Origin of the sequence: Thioclava indica, assembly GCF_000714545.1 — a bacterium.
Lineage (GTDB): Bacteria > Pseudomonadota > Alphaproteobacteria > Rhodobacterales > Rhodobacteraceae > Thioclava > Thioclava indica.
In genome coordinates this window covers 57,645-76,459 of sequence record NZ_AUNB01000001.1, presented here as the reverse complement: position 1 = coordinate 76,459, position 18,815 = coordinate 57,645, and the positions used below count along the sequence as shown (strand labels likewise).

The 18,815-nt window shown below is 60.2% G+C and carries 17 protein-coding genes; 8 read left to right on the top strand and 9 right to left on the bottom strand.

Annotated features, from left to right (window positions below):
* Window positions 1-31: 31 nt before the first annotated feature.
* Both clpA and DT23_RS00380 read right to left on the bottom strand, forming a co-directional pair.
* On the bottom strand, window positions 32-2,353 hold the full coding sequence (gene clpA, locus DT23_RS00385; RefSeq protein ID WP_038127084.1) for an ATP-dependent Clp protease ATP-binding subunit ClpA: 2,322 nt from the start codon (window positions 2,351-2,353) through the stop codon (window positions 32-34).
* A gap of 300 nt (window positions 2,354-2,653) precedes the next feature.
* Window positions 2,654-3,892 (bottom strand): HPP family protein, encoded by a 1,239-nt coding sequence (locus DT23_RS00380; RefSeq protein ID WP_051696933.1) that lies wholly within the window; start codon window positions 3,890-3,892, stop codon window positions 2,654-2,656.
* Between the two features lie 219 nt (window positions 3,893-4,111).
* Here DT23_RS00380 and DT23_RS00375 point away from each other — a divergent pair, with 219 nt between their 5' ends.
* Window positions 4,112-5,209 (top strand): transglutaminase-like domain-containing protein, encoded by a 1,098-nt coding sequence (locus tag DT23_RS00375; RefSeq protein ID WP_081846859.1) that lies wholly within the window; start codon window positions 4,112-4,114, stop codon window positions 5,207-5,209.
* A 4-nt stretch (window positions 5,210-5,213) separates the two neighbouring features.
* Here the strand turns inward: DT23_RS00375 and gloB are convergent, their stop codons facing one another.
* A complete protein-coding gene (gloB, locus tag DT23_RS00370) occupies window positions 5,214-5,984 on the bottom strand; it encodes a hydroxyacylglutathione hydrolase (RefSeq protein ID WP_038127081.1) in 771 nt (256 codons plus the stop codon).
* Window positions 5,985-6,046: 62 nt separating this feature from the next.
* On the opposite strand from gloB, the gene DT23_RS00365 reads away from it, so the two are divergent.
* The 7 genes from DT23_RS00365 (at window position 6,047) to DT23_RS00335 (ending at window position 12,439) form a co-directional block, all read left to right on the top strand.
* Window positions 6,047-6,805: a class I SAM-dependent methyltransferase gene (locus tag DT23_RS00365; protein WP_038127079.1), complete on the top strand. Its 759-nt coding sequence runs from the start codon at window positions 6,047-6,049 to the stop codon at window positions 6,803-6,805.
* 346 nt (window positions 6,806-7,151) lie between these two features.
* Window positions 7,152-7,712 carry a F0F1 ATP synthase subunit delta gene (locus tag DT23_RS00360; protein WP_038127077.1) on the top strand — a complete coding sequence of 187 codons (561 nt, stop codon included), beginning with the start codon at window positions 7,152-7,154 and terminating at the stop codon, window positions 7,710-7,712.
* Entirely contained in the window at window positions 7,713-9,242 is a 1,530-nt protein-coding gene (gene atpA, locus DT23_RS00355; RefSeq protein ID WP_038127076.1) for a F0F1 ATP synthase subunit alpha, read from the top strand.
* A gap of 21 nt (window positions 9,243-9,263) precedes the next feature.
* Window positions 9,264-10,142, top strand: coding sequence for a F0F1 ATP synthase subunit gamma (locus DT23_RS00350; RefSeq protein WP_038127073.1), 879 nt, complete (start codon window positions 9,264-9,266; stop codon window positions 10,140-10,142).
* Between the two features lie 17 nt (window positions 10,143-10,159).
* Window positions 10,160-11,578: a F0F1 ATP synthase subunit beta gene (atpD, locus tag DT23_RS00345; RefSeq protein ID WP_038127071.1), complete on the top strand. Its 1,419-nt coding sequence runs from the start codon at window positions 10,160-10,162 to the stop codon at window positions 11,576-11,578.
* 9 nt (window positions 11,579-11,587) lie between these two features.
* Window positions 11,588-11,989, top strand: coding sequence for a F0F1 ATP synthase subunit epsilon (locus DT23_RS00340; protein ID WP_038127068.1), 402 nt, complete (start codon window positions 11,588-11,590; stop codon window positions 11,987-11,989).
* Between the two features lie 99 nt (window positions 11,990-12,088).
* Window positions 12,089-12,439, top strand: a complete 351-nt coding sequence (locus tag DT23_RS00335; RefSeq protein ID WP_038127066.1) for an H-type lectin domain-containing protein — start codon at window positions 12,089-12,091, stop codon at window positions 12,437-12,439.
* A gap of 28 nt (window positions 12,440-12,467) precedes the next feature.
* Here DT23_RS00335 and DT23_RS00330 read toward each other — a convergent pair whose 3' ends face one another.
* The 6 genes from DT23_RS00330 to DT23_RS00305 form a co-directional block, all read right to left on the bottom strand.
* The gene (locus tag DT23_RS00330; RefSeq protein WP_038127662.1) at window positions 12,468-13,901 is read right to left on the bottom strand and encodes a mannitol dehydrogenase family protein; all 1,434 of its coding nucleotides are present in this window, start codon (window positions 13,899-13,901) and stop codon (window positions 12,468-12,470) included.
* Between the two features lie 31 nt (window positions 13,902-13,932).
* Entirely contained in the window at window positions 13,933-14,694 is a 762-nt protein-coding gene (locus DT23_RS00325) for an L-iditol 2-dehydrogenase (protein ID WP_164492067.1), read from the bottom strand.
* The gene (locus DT23_RS00320; protein WP_038127062.1) at window positions 14,694-15,689 is read right to left on the bottom strand and encodes an ABC transporter ATP-binding protein; all 996 of its coding nucleotides are present in this window, start codon (window positions 15,687-15,689) and stop codon (window positions 14,694-14,696) included. The genes DT23_RS00325 and DT23_RS00320 overlap by 1 nt, the downstream gene beginning before the upstream one ends.
* A 10-nt stretch (window positions 15,690-15,699) precedes the next feature.
* Window positions 15,700-16,530 carry a carbohydrate ABC transporter permease gene (locus DT23_RS00315; RefSeq protein WP_038127059.1) on the bottom strand — a complete coding sequence of 277 codons (831 nt, stop codon included), beginning with the start codon at window positions 16,528-16,530 and terminating at the stop codon, window positions 15,700-15,702.
* Window positions 16,531-16,533: 3 nt separating this feature from the next.
* Entirely contained in the window at window positions 16,534-17,406 is an 873-nt protein-coding gene (locus tag DT23_RS00310) for a carbohydrate ABC transporter permease (RefSeq protein ID WP_038127058.1), read from the bottom strand.
* Window positions 17,407-17,478: 72 nt separating this feature from the next.
* A complete protein-coding gene (locus tag DT23_RS00305) occupies window positions 17,479-18,798 on the bottom strand; it encodes an ABC transporter substrate-binding protein (RefSeq protein WP_038127056.1) in 1,320 nt (439 codons plus the stop codon).
* Between the last annotated feature and the right edge of the window lie 17 nt (window positions 18,799-18,815).

Here is an 18,815-nt window from a genome sequence, read left to right as displayed (position 1 = left end):
GGCTAATCAGGGCCGCACGCAGCACGCGCGGTTACTCGGCCGTTAAAAGTGGCGGTTTCGTTCCCGAAATGCGTTTCTTACCAAGCTCTTCGACAGAGATCAGCAGCTCGCCATCCTTGACCGAAACCTTGGCCACGCCGCCCTTGGTCAGTTTGCCAAACAGCAATTCTTCCGCCAGCGGCTTTTTGATGTGCTCTTGAATGACACGACCCAGCGGGCGTGCGCCCATCTTGTCGTCGTAACCCTTTTCGGCCAGCCAGTTGGCGGCTTGCGGGGTCAGCTCGATATGCACGTTGCGATCGATCAGCTGTGCCTCAAGCTGTAGCACGAACTTATCCACCACCTTCAAGATCACATCGCGCGACAGCGGTGCAAAGCTGACCACCGCATCCAGACGGTTGCGGAATTCCGGCGTGAAGGTGCGCTCGATCGCGGCGGTATCTTCGCCCTCGCGACGGTCACGGCCAAAGCCGATGGCCGATTTCGCCTGTTCGGATGCGCCCGCATTCGAGGTCATGATCAAGATGACATTGCGGAAATCCACCGTGCGACCGTTGTGATCCGTCAGCTTGCCGTGATCCATGACTTGCAGCAGGATGTTGTAGACATCCGGGTGCGCCTTTTCGATCTCATCGAGCAGCAGCACGCAATGGGGGTGTTGATCGACCCCATCCGTCAGCATCCCGCCCTGATCAAAGCCAACATAGCCCGGAGGCGCCCCGATCAGACGCGAGACCGCGTGTTTCTCCATGTATTCCGACATATCAAAACGCAGCAATTCTACGCCCAGACTGTCGGCAAGCTGGTTGGCGACCTCGGTTTTACCAACCCCGGTGGGGCCTGCAAACAGGTAGTTGCCAATCGGTTTTTCCGGCTCGCGCAGACCCGCACGGGCCAGCTTGATCGCCGAGGCCAGCGCGTCGATTGCCGCATCCTGACCAAACACCACCCGCTTGAGCGATTTTTCAAGATCGCGCAGCACTTCGGCATCGCTTTTGGTGACCGATTTCGCCGGGATACGCGCGATTTTGGCAACCACGGCCTCGATTTCTTTCGGGCCGATGGTTTTGCGTTTTTTGCTTTCGGCGAGCAGGTGCTGGGCCGCGCCGGCCTCATCAATGACATCGATCGCCTTGTCAGGCAGTTTACGGTCATGGACATAGCGCGCGGCCAGTTCCACTGCCGTTTTGATCGCATCGTTGGTATAGCGGATGTCGTGATGCTTTTCGAAATACGGTTTCAGCCCCATCAGGATCTTGATGGAATCGGGCACTGAGGGCTCGTTGACATCGATCTTCTGGAAGCGACGGCTCAGCGCGCGGTCCTTTTCGAAATGCTGGCGGAATTCCTTATAGGTGGTGGAGCCCATGGTGCGCAGCTTGCCTCCCGCAAGCGCGGGTTTGAGCAAGTTCGACGCATCCATCGCCCCGCCAGAGGTCGCGCCCGCACCGATCACGGTGTGGATCTCGTCGATGAAAAGGATCGCATCTTCATGCTCTTCCAGTTCTTTGACGACCGCTTTGAGACGTTCCTCGAAATCGCCGCGATAGCGGGTGCCCGCCAGAAGCGCGCCCATATCCAGCGAGTAGATCGTGGATTTCGACAGGATTTCGGGCGTTTCACCGCGCGTGATTTTCAGCGCCAAGCCCTCGGCAATCGCGGTTTTACCCACGCCGGGATCGCCCACCAAAAGCGGGTTGTTCTTGCGGCGACGGCAGAGCACCTGAATGCAGCGCTCGACCTCGGATTCGCGTCCGATCAGAGGGTCAACATCGCCCTTTTCGGATTTGACGTTGAGGTTGACGCAGTATTTATCCAGCGCCGATTCCTTGGCCTCGCCCGCTTGCGCCGCAGCTTCGGCTTTTTGCTCTTCCTCGGCGCCAGTCACCGGGCGCGCCTCGCCGAATTCGGGGTCTTTAGCGACGCCATGGGCGATGAAATTCACCGCGTCATAGCGCGTCATGTCCTGTTCTTGCAGGAAATAAGCGGCATTGCTTTCGCGTTCGGCAAAGATCGCGACCAGCACATTGGCCCCCGTCACCTCCGAGCGACCCGAGGATTGCACATGGATCGCGGCGCGCTGGATCACGCGCTGGAAGGCAGCGGTGGGCACGGCTTCCGATCCCTCGACCTCGGTTTCCAAGGTCGAAAGTTCATCATCAATAAATTCGATCAGTGTTTGACGCAGCTCGTCAATATCGACCGCACAGGCGGTCATGACGCGGGCGGCATCGGGTTCATCAATCAGCGCGAGCAAAAGATGCTCTAGCGTGGCCAATTCGTGGCGTCGGGTATTGGCAAGCGCAAGCGCGCCGTGAATCGCCTGTTCGAGCGTGTTGGAAAACGATGGCATGTTCTGCTCCTTATCCTGCGGATGCGGCGCGGGCGAACCCTCAGCTTATCCTGACCTCATATTATTAAAGTTCGGTGGATTTGGCCGCGCTTCAAGTCTTTTATGCCCAAAAAACGCCCTCGATTTATTTTGCGCTATAAAAACAGCCGCTTTTACGCGGGAATGGTGCGCTGACGCACCTAGCTTGCGCAATATCTTGGGGGTTTGCGGGTTACGCATCCCAGATGGGGCAGGGCGCGCGGTGTTTCAAGAGCGCTGCTTAAATCCTGTGCGACTCGGCGCGCGGGCGGGCCTCGTCTTTTAGGGCGCAGGCGTGATCGGCGCGACCGGATCGTCGACGGTTTGATCCTTTGCCGGCGATTCTTGCGTGTCCTGTGCGCCATTCACTGCCTCGGGCGCGGCATTGGTTGGGGGCGGGGCGGGGGCGACCTCGTCGCTCTCAAGGTCATCTTTAAGATGCGCCTCCGGGGAGTGTTTGAGCAGTAGCGCCATGATGTCGGTGCGCGTCAGGATGCCTGTCAGATGGCCCGCTTCGGTGACGGGCACCACGCGGGCCTCGCGCCGCGCCAGCCGTTCAAGCAGGGTGCCCACGGGGGTGTCGCCCTCAACGGTTTGCATATCGGTGTGAAGGATTGCGCGCGCTTCGGCCTCGGGGGGGGCGGCGCGAAAGCGGAACGGGCGGCGCAGCAGGTCGAATTCCTTAAACAGCTCGTCAAGCGCGTCATGTTGATCGACAAGACCCAGATAATAGCCAAGGCTATCGACCACTGGCAAGGTGTGCACATTGAGGGTGGTCATCTTGCTCACGATCTCGCTCAGCGGTGCCTCGGGGGTCACGCTAACGGGATTATGTGTCATGACATCGCGCACCAGCGTTTCGGCCAGCAGGGCTTCGGCGGCGCGGTGCTCAGCAGCCGCCAGCAGCCGGGCCAGATCGGCCGGGGCGAGGTTGGCGGAGTGGTTGAACTCGACGAGCAGATCGGCCAGATCGCGCTGGCTAAGTGTGCGGGCGGGGCCGCGCGTGCCGATATCGCGAGCTGCGTTAGAGGATAGCGGCCGCGTTGGATAAGAGATGCCGAAGAAGCGGTTGTAGATCATCGCAAAGACGATCAGCACCCCTGTCAGCGTGGCAATGGGAAACACCGCAAAACCAAGGCCGAGATGAATTCCTGCCTCATGTTCAAGCACCACAAGCAGCGCGATTCCAGCCGCAGGCGGGTGCAACGCGCGCGCCGCCATCATCGTGGCAATCGCGGCTGCCACGGCCAGCCCGTCGGCATAAGGCGGCGGGATTATCTGCAACACCAAAATCGGCACCACCGCTGAGATCAGCATCCCCAACATCGAGGCCCAAGGCTGCGCAAGCGGCGAATTGGGCAGCACGAATAACAGTACAGCCGTGGAGGCAAAGGACGAGACCAGATAAATATTTGCCTGACGCGAGTGGGGCAGAAGAGTGACGATGAAGGTCACAAAGAAAATCGCGAGGCCCGCCCCGATCGCACCGCGCAGAATATCAACCCCCGGTCGGCGCCCCATCGAGGGACCGAAACGGCGTATTTGTTGGCGGATTTCTCGGGGTAAAATGGGGAGAGGCATACGAACTGAATTTGTGAACAGGCGTGATAGATATCGCCGCTACGGGCGCTGGATGCAAGCCGGGCGCGCAATTGGGCGTTAACGGGCGGGGCGCTCGCGGCCTTGCTCTGGGGCCGGGGCACGACTAGAGAAGGGGGGCAGAAAACACGGAGCGCACGCATGCAGATCACCAGACGCACCCTTATGAAGATCTCTTCGGCCTCTGCGCTTGGCGCGATGCTGCCCTCTATCGCAAGCGCGGGTTTCACGCCCAAACCCGATGGCTGGCGAGACTTTGACCTGCGCACCCGCGTCACCTTACCGGCCAGCGAGACGGGCGCGCAGCTTTGGCTGCCTGTGCCCTCGGTCACAGCGGCGGATTGGATGAAGCCGGGTGCGATCAGCTGGACGGGCAATGCCGACAGCGCCAGCGTGCAGACCGATCCCGTCAAGGGTGAGAGCTTTGTGCATGCGATCTGGAAGGGTGGCAACGCGGCGCGCAGCTTTGAACTGAGCACGATGGCCGCGACGCAGAACCGCGCGGTGGATCTTTCCACCCCCGGCGACGTTGCGCCGCTCAGCGCGCAGGACCACGCGCGCTATACCGCGCCGACGCATCTGATCCCGACCGATGGGTTGGTAAAGCAGACCTCTGATGAGATCACCAAGGGCGCGACATCCGATCTGGACCGCGCGCGCGCCATCTATGAGTGGATCGTCGAGAATACCGTGCGCAATCCCAAGACGCCGGGCTGTGGCTTGGGCGATGTGGCCTCAATGCTGGCGATGGGCGATCTGAGCGGGAAATGCGCCGATCTCAACGCACTTTACGTCGGGCTGGCGCGCGCGGCGGGGCTGCCGGCGCGTGATGTCTATGGCATCCGCGTGGCGCCCTCGAAATTCGGCTATAAAAGCCTTGGCGCGAATTCCCCCGATATCAGCAAGGCCCAGCATTGCCGCGCCGAGGTGTTCCTGACGGGCTTTGGCTGGGTTCCGGTCGATCCGGCGGATGTGCGCAAGGTGATGTTGCAAGAGGGCGCGGGAAATCTGGCGCTAGATAATCCCAAGGTTGTCGATGTGCGCCGCGCGCTGTTTGGGGCGTGGGAGGGCAACTGGGTCGCCTATAACTACGCCCATGACGTGGCGCTGCCCGGTTCCAGCAATCCGATGCTGCCCTACCTGATGTATCCGCAGGCGGAAATTGACGGTAAACGGCAGGATTCGCTTGATCCCGAAACCTTCATCTACCAGATCACCGCGCGCGAGTTGACAGCCTGAGCGGTTAAAACCGATCCTTGCGGGCGCGCGCCTCTGTAAAGGCCTCAAGCGCTGTGCCATTGGCGGGCAGGCCAAGGGCTGCGCGCAGTTTCGGATCGTCGCCGCGCAGGAACGGGTTGGTGACTTTCTCAAGGCCCAATTCGACGGGCAGGGTCGGGCGCATCTGGGCGCGGGTTTCGCGGACCTCGGCCATGCGCGCCAGCAGATTCGGGTTTTCCGGCTCAAGGCTCAGGGCAAAGCGCCCGTTCGCCTCGGTATATTCATGCCCCGAGCAAACCAGCGTCTCATCGGGCAATTCGCAAAAGCGCTGCAAGGTCTCAAACATTTGCGCCGCCGAGCCCTCAAACAGACGTCCGCAGCCCCAGCTCATCAGACTGTCCCCCGAAAACAGCAGCCCCGCCTCGGGGAAGTAATAGGCGAGATGGCCGACGGTATGGCCGGGTGCGTCCATCACCTCGACCTTTTCCATGCCAATCGGGATCGTCTCGCCGGGATGCAGCGCCTGGGCCAGTCGCGGCAGGCGATGGGCATCCGCCGCCGCGCCCAAGATTTTCGCCCCTGTCGCCGCCGCCAAGGTCTGCGCGCCATCAATGTGATCGCTGTGATGATGCGTGAGCAAAATCAAATTCGCCTTCCAGCCACGTTCGGTCAACGCCTTGAGAACCGGAGGTGCCTCGGGGACGTCGATCACGGTTGTGGTATCGGTCGCGGCCTCATGCACGATATAGGCATAGTTATCGGCGAGGCAGGGAATGATCAGCAATTCGACGGACATGGTGTTTTCTACCGCAATGACTATCTTGAACCCAAGCTAAGCCGAAGGAGGACCGACACGCAATGCATCTCGACGTGCTCGATCTGCGAAATTTCTATTACCGGACGCAACTTGGCCGTGCCGCGCAGCGCGCGATCCGCGACAAGGTGGTGGGGCTGTGGCCTTCGACGGGCTCTGCGCTGACGGGGCAAACGGTCGCTGGATACGGGTTTGCCGTGCCGCTTTTGCGCCCCTATCTAGAGCATGCGCGGCGGGTGATCGGGTTGATGCCCGCCGCGCAGGGCGTGATGCCGTGGCCTGCGGGGCAGCCCAATGTGTCGGTGCTGTGTGAAGAAACCCGCTGGCCGCTTGAAACGGGCCGCGTGGATCGGCTGATCGTGATGCACGGGCTTGAAACCTCGGACAATACCGAGGCGTTGATGGCGGAATGCTGGCGGGTTCTGGGGCCGGGGGGACGGGCGCTGTTTATCGTGCCCAACCGTGCGGGCCTGTGGGCGCCCAGCGAATCTACGCCCTTCGGGTTTGGCAAACCGTTTACGGGCGGGCAGCTTGATCAACTCGCGCGCCGTTCGGGGTTCGTGCCCGAGCGCCAGACGGCAGCCCTTTATATACCGCCCAGCCACCGCCGCTTCTGGCTGCGTTCGTCCGCGATGTGGGAGCGCGTGGGCACCAAGGTATCGGGCGTGCTGGCGGCGGGGGTGATCGTACTTGAGGTTTCAAAACAGGTGCATTCGCGCCCTGATTCCGGGCTGGGCTCTAAGGTGCGCCGCCCGCTGTCGATTCTGGAGGGCGCGGTCAAGCCGGTGTCCAAGCCGATTTAAGAGTGCGTTTCACGGGTCAGGCGTCAGGATTGGCGCGGCTGTTTCGCGCGGGCTCGGGGTGATTCACCGTGTCTTTAGATATTCGTTCGGATTCGGCCCCGCGACCGGATTTTTTAACTGTTAGCGCCCCCATTGCTGTACACGCTGTGTCACCTTAGCGCGACGACGGATAAAATGCGGGTGTTCGCTCACATTCTGGTGTTCAAGACGGTTGCGAGGGGGGAATTGCTCTGCTACTCACCTCTGCGATATGTGGTGCGCTGGATGATTGTTAGCGCGCCGGAGGAGACCTCCCACCGGGCCCGTCGGGTGTGGGGCGGGGGCAACAAGCATCGGAAGGGTGGACGTGTCCGAACCAGCTTCGATTTCCGCAAGCATCGCGGGGCGTTATGCGCTCGCAATTTTTGAACTTTCGAGTGACTCGAAAACCATCCCCGCGCTGGAGGCCGATGTTGCGGCCCTGCGCGCGGCGCTGGCAAGCTCGTCCGATCTGCGCGATCTGACCGTTTCGCCGGTTTATACACGTGATGAGCAGATGAAAGTCGTTGCCGAACTGGCAGGCAAAATGGGCCTGTCCAGCGCGATGAGCAACGGCTTGCAACTGATGGCGGCCAAGCGTCGCCTGTTCACGCTGCCGCAACTCCTGGTCGCGTTGAACGACCTGATCGCCGATCACAAAGGCGAAGTGACGGCCGAGGTCACCTCGGCCTCGGAACTCTCTGCCGCGCAAGCCAAGGCTTTGGCTGAAACGCTGCATAAGCAAACGGGTAAAACCGTCAAACTGGACACCGCTGTCGATGAAAGCCTCATCGGTGGTATGATTGTAAAATTGGGTTCGCGCATGATCGACACGTCGATCCGCTCGAAACTCGCTACTCTCAAGAACGCCATGAAAGAGGTCGGATAAATGGGCATCCAAGCAGCTGAGATTTCTGCGATCCTCAAGGACCAGATCAAGAATTTCGGGCAAGACGCCCAAGTGGCCGAAGTCGGTCGTGTGCTGTCGGTTGGTGACGGTATCGCGCGCGTCTACGGGCTCGATAATGTGCAGGCCGGTGAAATGGTCGAATTCCCCGGTGGTATCCGCGGGATGGCACTGAACCTCGAAGCTGACAACGTCGGCGTCGTGATCTTCGGTTCGGACCAGGACATCAAAGAAGGCGATGTCGTCAAGCGCACGAACTCCATCGTGGACGTGCCGGTTGGCAAGGGCCTGCTGGGCCGCGTCGTTGATGGTCTGGGCAACGCAATCGACGGCAAAGGCGCCATCGAGAGCACCGAGCGCCGCGTGGCTGACGTCAAGGCTCCGGGCATCATCCCGCGTAAATCGGTTCACGAACCGATGGCAACCGGCCTGAAATCGGTTGACGCCATGATCCCGATCGGGCGTGGCCAGCGCGAATTGATCATCGGTGACCGTCAGACCGGTAAAACCGCGATCGCGTTGGATACGATCCTGAACCAGAAATCGTATAACGACGCTTCGCCCGACAATAAGCTGCATTGCTTCTACGTCGCGATCGGTCAGAAACGCTCGACCGTGGCGCAGCTTGTGAAAAAGCTCGAAGAGACCGGTGCGATTGAATACACCACCGTGATCGCTGCGACCGCTTCGGACCCCGCGCCGATGCAGTATCTTGCGCCCTACACCGCAACCGCGATGGCGGAATATTTCCGCGATAACGGCATGCACGCGCTGATCATCTATGACGATCTGTCCAAGCAGGCTGTGGCCTATCGCCAGATGTCGCTGCTGCTGCGTCGTCCGCCGGGCCGCGAAGCCTATCCGGGTGACGTGTTCTATCTGCACTCCCGCCTGCTGGAACGTTCGGCCAAGCTGAACGAAGATTTCGGCTCGGGCTCGTTGACGGCTCTGCCGGTTATCGAAACCCAAGGCGGCGACGTGTCGGCGTTTATTCCGACCAACGTGATCTCGATCACCGACGGTCAGATCTTCCTCGAAACGGAACTGTTCTACCAAGGTATCCGCCCCGCTGTGAACACCGGTCTGTCGGTGTCGCGCGTTGGCTCCTCGGCGCAGACCAACTCGATGAAAACTGTGGCTGGTCCGGTGAAACTGGAACTCGCCCAGTATCGCGAAATGGCAGCATTTGCACAGTTCGGCTCGGATCTGGATGCGGCAACGCAAAAACTTCTGAACCGGGGCGCGCGCCTGACCGAGCTGATGAAACAGCCGCAATACTCGCCGCTGACCAATGCGGAAATCGTGGCCGTGATCTTTGCGGGCACCAACGGGTTCCTCGACGATATCCCGGTGGCCGAGGTTGGTCGTTTCGAGAATGGCTTGCTGGATTATCTGCGCAACTCGCGCAAGGACATCCTCGACTGGCTCACCCAGGAAGATCCCAAGATCAAGGGTGACGCAGCTGACAAGCTGAAAGCCGCCATTGACGAATTCGCCAAGACCTTCGCGTGATTGGCCTGAAAGGACAGGGATATGCCTAGCCTTAAGGACCTGAAAAACAGGATCGGAAGCGTCAAGAACACGCGGAAGATCACCAAGGCGATGCAAATGGTCGCCGCAGCCAAGCTGCGCCGTGCCCAAGAGGCCGCCGAAGCCGCACGCCCCTATGCCGAACGGATGCATGCCGTGATGGCGGGGCTGGCGGGCTCGGTGAAGGGGGCGGACAATGCGCCGCGCCTTCTCGGGGGCACTGGTTCGGACAAGGTGCATCTGCTGGTCGTGATGACGGCGGAACGTGGGCTTTGCGGTGGCTTCAACGCCAATATCGCCAAGCTTGCGCGTCAACACGCCAACAAGCTTCTGGCCGAGGGGAAAGAGGTGAAAATCCTCACCGTCGGCAAGAAAGGTCGCGATTCGCTGCGTCGGGAATATGGCGAGTATTTCGTGGGTCACGTCGACTTTAGCGAGGTCAAGCGGATCAGCTATGACGAAGCGCAAAGCGTGGCACGCGATCTTCTTCAGCGCTTTGACAAGGATGAGTTCGACGTTGCGACGATCTTCTTCTCGGTCTTTGAAAGCGTGATCTCGCAAACCCCGACCGCCAAGCAGATCATCCCGGCCTCTTATGAACCAGAGGAAGGCGAAGAAACGCCCTCGGTGAACTACGATTACGAGCCCAGCGAAACGCAGATCCTTGCCGATCTGTTGCCGCGCGGGATCGCGACGCAGATCTTTACGGCTCTGCTGGAAAATTCGGCCTCTGAACAGGGTGCGCGAATGTCGGCGATGGATAGCGCTACGCGTAATGCGGGCGATATGATCGACAAGCTGACAGTCGAATATAACCGCTCGCGTCAGGCCGCGATCACCAAGGAACTCATCGAAATCATTTCGGGCGCTGAAGCGCTCTGACGGAACCGGAGAAAATCATGGCAAGCAATGGCAAGGTAACCCAGGTCATCGGCGCCGTCGTGGACGTGCAGTTCGACGGCGAGCTGCCCGCGATCCTCAACGCGCTGGAAACGGAAAACAACGGCAAGCGTCTGGTGCTTGAAGTCGCGCAGCACTTGGGCGAAGGCTCGGTGCGCACCATCGCGATGGACGCAACCGAGGGCCTCGTGCGCGGTGCGAAAGTCACCGACACGGGCACCCAGATCACGGTGCCGGTGGGCGATGCAACTTTGGGTCGCATCCTGAACGTCATCGGTGAGCCGGTGGACGAAAAAGGCCCGGTCACCGCGACCGAGACCCGCTCGATCCACCAGCCGGCTCCGCCCTTTGAGGCGCAGTCGACGGAATCGGCGATCCTCGTCACGGGCATCAAGGTTATCGACCTGCTCGCGCCGTATTCCAAGGGCGGCAAGATCGGCCTGTTCGGCGGTGCTGGTGTTGGCAAGACCGTTCTGATCATGGAATTGATCAACAACATCGCCAAAGTGCACTCGGGCTACTCGGTGTTTGCTGGCGTGGGCGAGCGGACTCGTGAAGGTAACGACCTTTACTACGAGATGATCGAATCCAACGTTATCAACACCGAAGACCTGTCGAAGTCGCAGGTTGCGATGGTTTACGGTCAGATGAACGAGCCTCCGGGTGCGCGTGCCCGCGTTGCGCTGACCGGCCTGACCCTGGCCGAGCAGTTCCGCGATCAGTCGGGTACGGACGTTCTGTTCTTCGTGGATAACATCTTCCGCTTCACTCAGGCAGGGTCCGAAGTGTCCGCACTTCTGGGTCGTATCCCCTCGGCAGTGGGCTACCAGCCGACGCTGGCCACCGACATGGGCGCGATGCAGGAACGTATCACCTCGACCAAAGCAGGTTCGATCACCTCGATCCAGGCTGTGTATGTGCCTGCAGATGACTTGACCGACCCGGCTCCGGCCACGACATTCGCCCACCTCGATGCAACGACCGTTCTGTCGCGTGCGATCTCGGAACTCGGCATCTACCCGGCCGTGGATCCGCTCGACAGCTCGTCGCGTATTCTCGATCCGGGCGTTGTCGGGGAAGAGCACTACAATGTCGCACGTCAGGTGCAGGAAATCCTGCAGCGCTACAAAGCCTTGCAAGACATCATCGCCATTCTCGGGATGGACGAACTGTCCGAAGAGGATAAGCTGACGGTGTCGCGCGCGCGTAAAATCCAGCGCTTCCTGAGCCAGCCGTTTGACGTTGCCAAAGTCTTCACCGGCTCTGACGGCATTCAGGTGCCGCTCGAAGATACGATCGCTTCGTTCAAGGCGGTTGTGGCTGGCGAATACGATCACCTCCCCGAGGGTGCCTTCTACATGGTTGGCGGCATCGAGGATGTGAAAGCAAAAGCTGCGAAACTCGCCTCTGCGGCGTAAGGAGGCGTTATGGCCGACACGATGCAATTCGATCTGGTCGCCCCCGAGCGCAAGCTCGCCTCGGAAGAGGAAGCGATCGAGGTCATGGTTCCGGGCGCTGATGGCGACCTGACGGTGATGCCCGGCCACGCGCCGATGCTTACCACGCTGCGCCCGGGCAAGTTGACGCTCGTGACGCGCTCGGAAACGCACAGCTATGCAGTGACGGGTGGCTTTGCCGAAATTACGCCCGAGGGTGTGACAATTCTGGCCGAGCGCTCGCTGCCTGCCGAGGAATTCACCCGTGAAGTCCACGAGAAGCTGATCGCCGAGGCCCGCCGCGTCCATGAGGAAGCCCACCCGTCGGTGGCCGATCTCACCGCCAAGTTGCTGGCGGATATGGAAGCCATGGGCACCCATATGACGCTGTGAGCCAGTTGAAAGATACGAAACAAGCCCCGGTTTTTCCGGGGCTTTTTTCTTTTTATAGAGGCGCGTAAGCTGATCGGGTCGGGCAGGGAGACCAGTTTTATGATCACGATAGAAAGCCATCGTTTGGGGATGCAGCAGGGCTCTATCGTGCTGTTTTCCGATTATCAGGATGGTGGCGCAATGTGGACCGGCGATGGTCCTCGCGAGCTGCGCAAACTGGTCAGTTTTCCTGATACGTTCATCGCGAAACCGATGGTGCATGTCGCGCTGTCGATGTGGGACATTGATCAAAAACACAACGGTCGGATGGATATTTCCGCCGAGATGGTCACGCCAGAGGGATTCGTGATCGTGTTTCGCACATGGGGGGATACCCGCGTGGCGCGGGTGCGCGCTGACTGGATCGCGATGGGCGCCTGCGCCCACGAGGACGACTGGGATATTCACTAGGCGCAGATTTAACCCTGCGCCTCAGCTTTTACTTGAGATAATCCGCGATCACCGCCTGCGATCCGCGCGCCCAGACGTCATTCAGCGTCTTGGTGAACTGCGCCACAAGGTCGGCGTTTTTCGAAAGATCGCCATAGATTTCCGACATTTCCAGCCAAGCGGCGGGGCGGGTCTTGGCCTCATTAGACGTCGCCACCAGACGATCCCAATTCGGGTCGTTCGGCGCGATCTCGGCCCCGGTCTCAGTCGTGCCAGCGCAATAACGACACCACAGCGCGCTTGCCAGCACTAGCCCGTCACAACCCAGCTCCTTCGCCAGCCGGTCCCGGATCGACGTGATGATGAATTTGGGTTGCCGGTTGAACCCGTCAAAGCACAGGCGGCGGATCTGATCGGCGATTTCCGGGTTGGAAAACCGATTGAGGATCAGTTGCTTGTAGTCTTGCAAATCGGTGTCGGGGACGGGGGGGATGATCGGCAGGATCTCGGTGGTTTCGATCTTGTCGAGATAGGCGCGGATCTGGGGATCGGCCAATGCCTCATGGGCGAAGTCGATATCGCGCAGGCCCGCAGCATAGGCGATAATCGCATGCCCGCCATTCAGGATGCGGATTTTCATCGTCTCGAACCGGTCCACCGCATCGGTGAAGGTCACGCCGACCTTTTCCAGCGGCGGGCGGCCTGCGGGGAAATTGTCCTCCATCACCCATTGGCGGAACGGTTCGCAGGTGACGGGGGCGGCATCTTCCAGACCGAAGCTTTCCGCCAAAGCGCGCTCACGCGGGCCGGTGGCGGGGGTGATACGATCCACCATCGAATTGGGGAAAGCGACATTGGATTTGATCCAGCCCGCGAGTTCCGGATCGGACAGTTGCGCCAGCCCGACCACAGCATCGCGCGTGACATGGCCGTTATGGGGGACGTTGTCGCAGCACATCACGGTGAAGGGCGCAATACCGGCGGCGCGGCGTGCCTTGAGCGCCGCGATGATCGCGCCAAATGCGGTGTCGGGGGCGTCCGGGTTGGCCGCATCGGCGGCAATATCGGGATGGGTGGGGCTGAAAGTGCCGGTCTCGGGGTCGATGAAATAGCCGCCCTCGGTCACCGTCAACGAGACAATGCGGATTGCCGGGTCTGACATCGCCGCGATCAGGGGCGCATTGCCCGAGGCCACCGGCACAAAGCCCGTCATCGCGCCGATCACGCGCGCCGATTTCGCGCCGGGGTCCAGTTCGATCACGCTCGACATGCCGTCCTGCGCCATCAATACCTCGCCCATCTTGGCATCGCCTGCGCGCACGCCAGCCCCCAGCAGCGCCCAGTCATGGCCGATCCCAAGGTTGAACAGGTCATCAAGGTAAACCGCCTGATGCGCACGGTGGAAATTGCCACATCCGATATGGACGATGCCCGCGCTCAAGGCGCTGCGATCATAGGTGGGGCGGGCGACATCATCGGGCAGAAGATCAAGCGTTGCGTTTGAGAGTTTCATGTCAGCTCATCCAATTTCCGCCATCGACATTATAGGTCTGGGCGACGATGTACTCTGCCTCGTCCGAGGCCAGAAACACCGCCATCCCGGTGAGATCTTGTGGGGTGCCCATCCGTCCGAACGGCACGGCCGCGCCGACTTCGCGCTTTTTCTGGCCCGGTGCTTTGCCCTCGTATTTGGCAAAGAAGGCATCGACGCCATCCCAATGCTCGCCATCCACGACACCGGGGGCGATGGCATTCACGTTGATGCCATGTTCGATCAGGTTCAGCCCGGCAGATTGCGTAAGGCTGATGACCGCCGCCTTAGAGGCGCAATAGACCGCCACCAGTGCCTCGCCGCGCCGTCCGGCTTGGCTTGCCATGTTGATGATCTTGCCACCACGCCCTTGCGCGATCATCTCGCGCGCGGCGGCCTGCATCATGAACAGCGTGCCTTCGACATTGATCTTGAAGGCGCGCTCGTAATCTTGCCGGGTGATCTCGATCAAGGGGGCGGCGGTAAAGATCGCGGCGTTGTTGATCAGGATGTCGATCCCGCCACTGGCGCGCAGCGCCGCCAATGCGTCCTCGATGCTGGCCGGGTCGGTCACATCAAGGGGCAGGGCGGTCGCGCCGATTTCAGCGGCGGTATCTTCGGCGCGCGCAAGGTCGATATCCCCGATCACAACCTGCGCGCCCTCGGAGATGTATTTCTCCGCGAAAGCGCGCCCGATGCCGCGCGCAGCCCCGGTGATCAGGGCGCGTTTTCCCGACAGGCGCATCAGATGGCCAGCCCTGCCGCGTCGAACTTGTGCAGTTGCGACAGGTCGGGGCTGAGCCAGACATCATCGCCCGCATGCAGGTCGATCTCGCCACCGCCGCGCACGTTGATCAGGCCGAACTCGGTATCGACATGCAGGAACGTGTCCGAGCCAAGGTGTTCAGACACACCCACGGTGCCTTTCCACGCGCCTTCGGTTGCCGAAACATTGATATGTTCAGGGCGGATGCCGATGGTGTGAGCGTTGTGTTTTGCCGCCTCGGCACCCTCGACGAAGTTCATCTTGGGCGAGCCGATAAAGCCAGCCACGAACTTGTTGCGCGGGCTGCGATAAAGTTCCAGCGGGCTGCCGACCTGCTCGATCACGCCGGCATGCAGCACGACGATCTTGTCGGCCATCGTCATTGCCTCGACCTGGTCGTGGGTGACGTAAACCATCGTGGTTTTCAGCTTTTGGTGCAGCTCGGAGATTTCGAGACGCATGTTCACGCGCAAGGCCGCATCAAGGTTCGAGAGCGGCTCGTCAAACAGGAACGCAGCCGGTTCGCGCACGATGGCACGGCCAATCGCGACCCGCTGACGCTGCCCGCCCGAAAGCTGGCCGGGGCGGCGGTGCAGATAGTCGCTGAGGTTGAGGATGCGCGCGGCGTTCTCGATCTTGGCATCAATCGTTGCCTGATCTGCCTTGGCCATTTTCAGCGGAAACGCGATGTTCTTGCGCACCGACATATGCGGATAAAGCGCGTAGGACTGAAACACCATCGCAAGGCTGCGCTTGGCGGGGGGCAGGTCGGTGGCGTCTTTGCCGTCGATCTCGATATGCCCGCCCGACACGTCCTCCAGCCCTGCAATCAGGCGCAGCAGCGTGGATTTACCGCAGCCCGAGGGGCCGACGAAGACAACAAACTCGCCCTCGCCGATATGCAGATCGAGCGGCGGGATCACTTGCACATCGCCAAAGCTCTTGGTGACGCCTTTGAGTTCAATCTGTCCCATGGGGATCTCCTTATTTCACAGCGCCAAAGGTCAGGCCACGCACAAGCTGTTTCTGGCTAAACCAGCCAAGGATCAGGATTGGTGCGATTGCCAGCGTCGAGGCAGCAGAGAGTTTGGCGTAAAACAGCCCTTCGGGACTGGAATAAGCGGCGATGAAGGCCGTCAGCGGCGCAGCCTTGGCCGCTGTCAGGTTGAGGGTCCAGAACGCTTCGTTCCATGACAGGATCACGTTCAACAGCAGCGTCGAGGCAATGCCGGGCACCGCCATGGGCGTCAGCACATACAAGATCTCGCTGCGCAAACCTGCGCCGTCCATGCGGGCGGCTTCAAGGATTTCCGAGGGGATTTCCTTGAAATAGGTGTAAAGCATCCAGATCACGATCGGCAGGTTCATCAGGCACAGCACGATGATCAGGCCCGTGCGCGTGTCCAGAAGCCCCCAGTCGCGAAACATCAGATAGATCGGGATCAAGACGCCCACGGCGGGCATCATCTTGGTCGAGAGCATCCACATCAGCACGTTCTTGGTGCCCTTGCCCGGCACAAAGGCCATCGCCCAAGCCGAGGGAATACCAATGACCAGCGCCAGGATCACCGAGCCAAACGAAATGATCACCGAGTTCATAAAGTGGCGGAAGTAGTTCGAGCGTTCCTGCACGAGGGCGTAGCTTTCGAACGTCCAATGCGAGCTAAGCACTTGCAGCGGCGTTTTGATCGCGTCGCCCTCGGTCTTGAAGGACAGGATGATCGTCCACAGGATCGGGAAGAAGATCAGGAAACCGATGCTCCATGCCAGGACGGTCATTATGATCTTGCGGCGGTTTGAGATTTTGCGGGCCATGTCTCAGGTCTCCAGGTTCTTGCCGATCATCCGCATCAGGAAGATCGCAACGATATTGGCCAGGATTACAGCAACGATGCCGCCTGCTGCCCCACCGCCCACGTCAAATTGCAGCAGCGACTGGACGTAAACGAGATAGGTCAGCGTGGTCGAGGCATTGCCCGGTCCACCATTCGTGGTCACGAGGATCTCGGCAAAGGTCGAGAGCAGAAAGATCGTCTGGATCAGGATCACAACGGTTGCCGCGCGCGACAGGTGGGGCACCATGATATAGATGAAGCGCGAGAAGATACTGGCACCGTCCATTTCAGCCGCCTCAAGCTGCTCGCTATCCAGCGATTGCAATGCGGTCAGCAAGATCAGCGTCGCGAAGGGCAGCCATTGCCACGCCACGATCAGCGTGATCGAGAGTAGCGGCGCTTGGGCAAGGAAATCATAGGCCGGAAAGCCGAAGAAATTCGCGATATAGGCGAAAATTCCGCTCACCGGATTAAAGAAGAAGTTCTTCCACACCAGCGCGGACACGGTGGGCATCACGAAGAAGGGCGCAATCACCAGTACCCGAACAATGCCTTGCCCGAAGATCGCTTGATCGAGCAGCAGCGCCAGAAGCATCCCGCCGATAATGGTGATCAGCAACACGCCTCCGACCAGAAACAGGGTGTTCCAGAGCGCGGTGAAGAACGCGGGATCGGTAAGGAAATATTCGTAATTCTGAAAGCCGACAAAACCGGTTTGGCCGGGCATCAGCAGATTATAGCGCTGGAACGAGAACCATAGCGTCATGCCCAGCGGCACAGCCATCCACAAAAACAACAGGATGACCGAGGGCGAAATCATCAGACGCGCGGCGGCGCGTGAGGCGTGCGTGGACATGGGTCCGGCTCCGGCAATGAAAGAAGGGGAAGGGGCGGCCCGACAAATAGGCCGCCCCGAAAGAGCAAACCGTTACTTGATGTAGCCGGCTTTCTTCATCTCACGTTCGGTCAGGCTTTGCGCGCTTTGCAGCGCCTGATCCGCACTCATCTGACCCGCAAGAGCGGCTGAGAACTGCTGGCCCACGGCTGTCGCAATGGCCTGAAACTCGGGGATCGCGACAAATTGCACGCCGGTATAAGGCACATCCATCACCGAAGGGTGCGTCGGATCGGCCGCGTTGATCGACTCGAGCGTCATCTGCGCGAACGGGGCCGCTTTCAGATACTCGGGGTTCTCATATAGCGAGGTCCGCGTTCCCGGAGGCACGTTTGCCCAACCTTCTTTGGCCGCAACCAGTTCGGTGTAGTGCTTGGAGGTTGCCCATTCGACGAAGGTCTTGGCAGCCGCCTCGTTCTTGGTGCCGGCCGGAATGCCCAGCGTCCAGGCCCAAAGCCAGTTCGCGCGCTTGTCGATACCCTCTTTATTGGGGGCCAGCGCAAACCCGACTTTATCGGCAACGGTCGAGTCCTTGGGGTTGGTCACGAAAGAGGCCGCAACGGTCGCGTCCATCCACATGCCGCATTTGCCCTGCTGGAACAGCGCGAGGTTCTCGTTGAACCCGTTGCTCGACGCGCCCGGAGGCCCGTATTTGGTCATCAGGTCAAGATAGGTGGTGAGCGTCTCGTTCCACGGTGCGGTGTCGAACTGGGGCTGCCAGTCCATGTTGAACCATGAACCGCCCATCGAGTTGTCCATCGCTGACAAGAACGCCATGTTCTCGCCCCAGCCTGCTTTGCCGCGCAGACAGATGCCGTAGATGCCATTGTCCTTGTCGGTCATGGCCTCGGCGGCTTTGGTGATGTCGGCCCAGGTCGGCTTGTCGGGCATTGTCAGCCCGGCCTTTTCCATCAGGTCCTTGCGATACATCACAAACGAGCTTTCGCCGTAGAAGGGCGCAGCATAGAGATTGCCATCTACCGTCAGACCCGAACGGATCGCGGGCAGAAGATCATCCACGTCATAGTCAGCGGGCATGTCGTTGAGCGGAACCAGCCAGCCTTGCTTGCCCCAGATCGGAACCTCGTAGGTGCCGATGGTAAGCACGTCGAACTGACCGCCCTTGGTGGCAATATCGGTGGTCACTTTCTGGCGCAGGATGTTTTCCTCAAGCGTCACCCACTCGACTTTGATGTCGGGGTGCATTTTGTAGAAATCATCCATGTAGCTTTGCATACGGACCATGTCGCCGTTGTTCACAGTGGCAACGGTAATGGTGGTCTCGGCTGCTGCCGTCGTGGCAAGCGCACCAAGAGCGCAGGCGCCAAGAAGCGCCCGGATCGAAACTGTCATGCTATCCTCCCAGATAT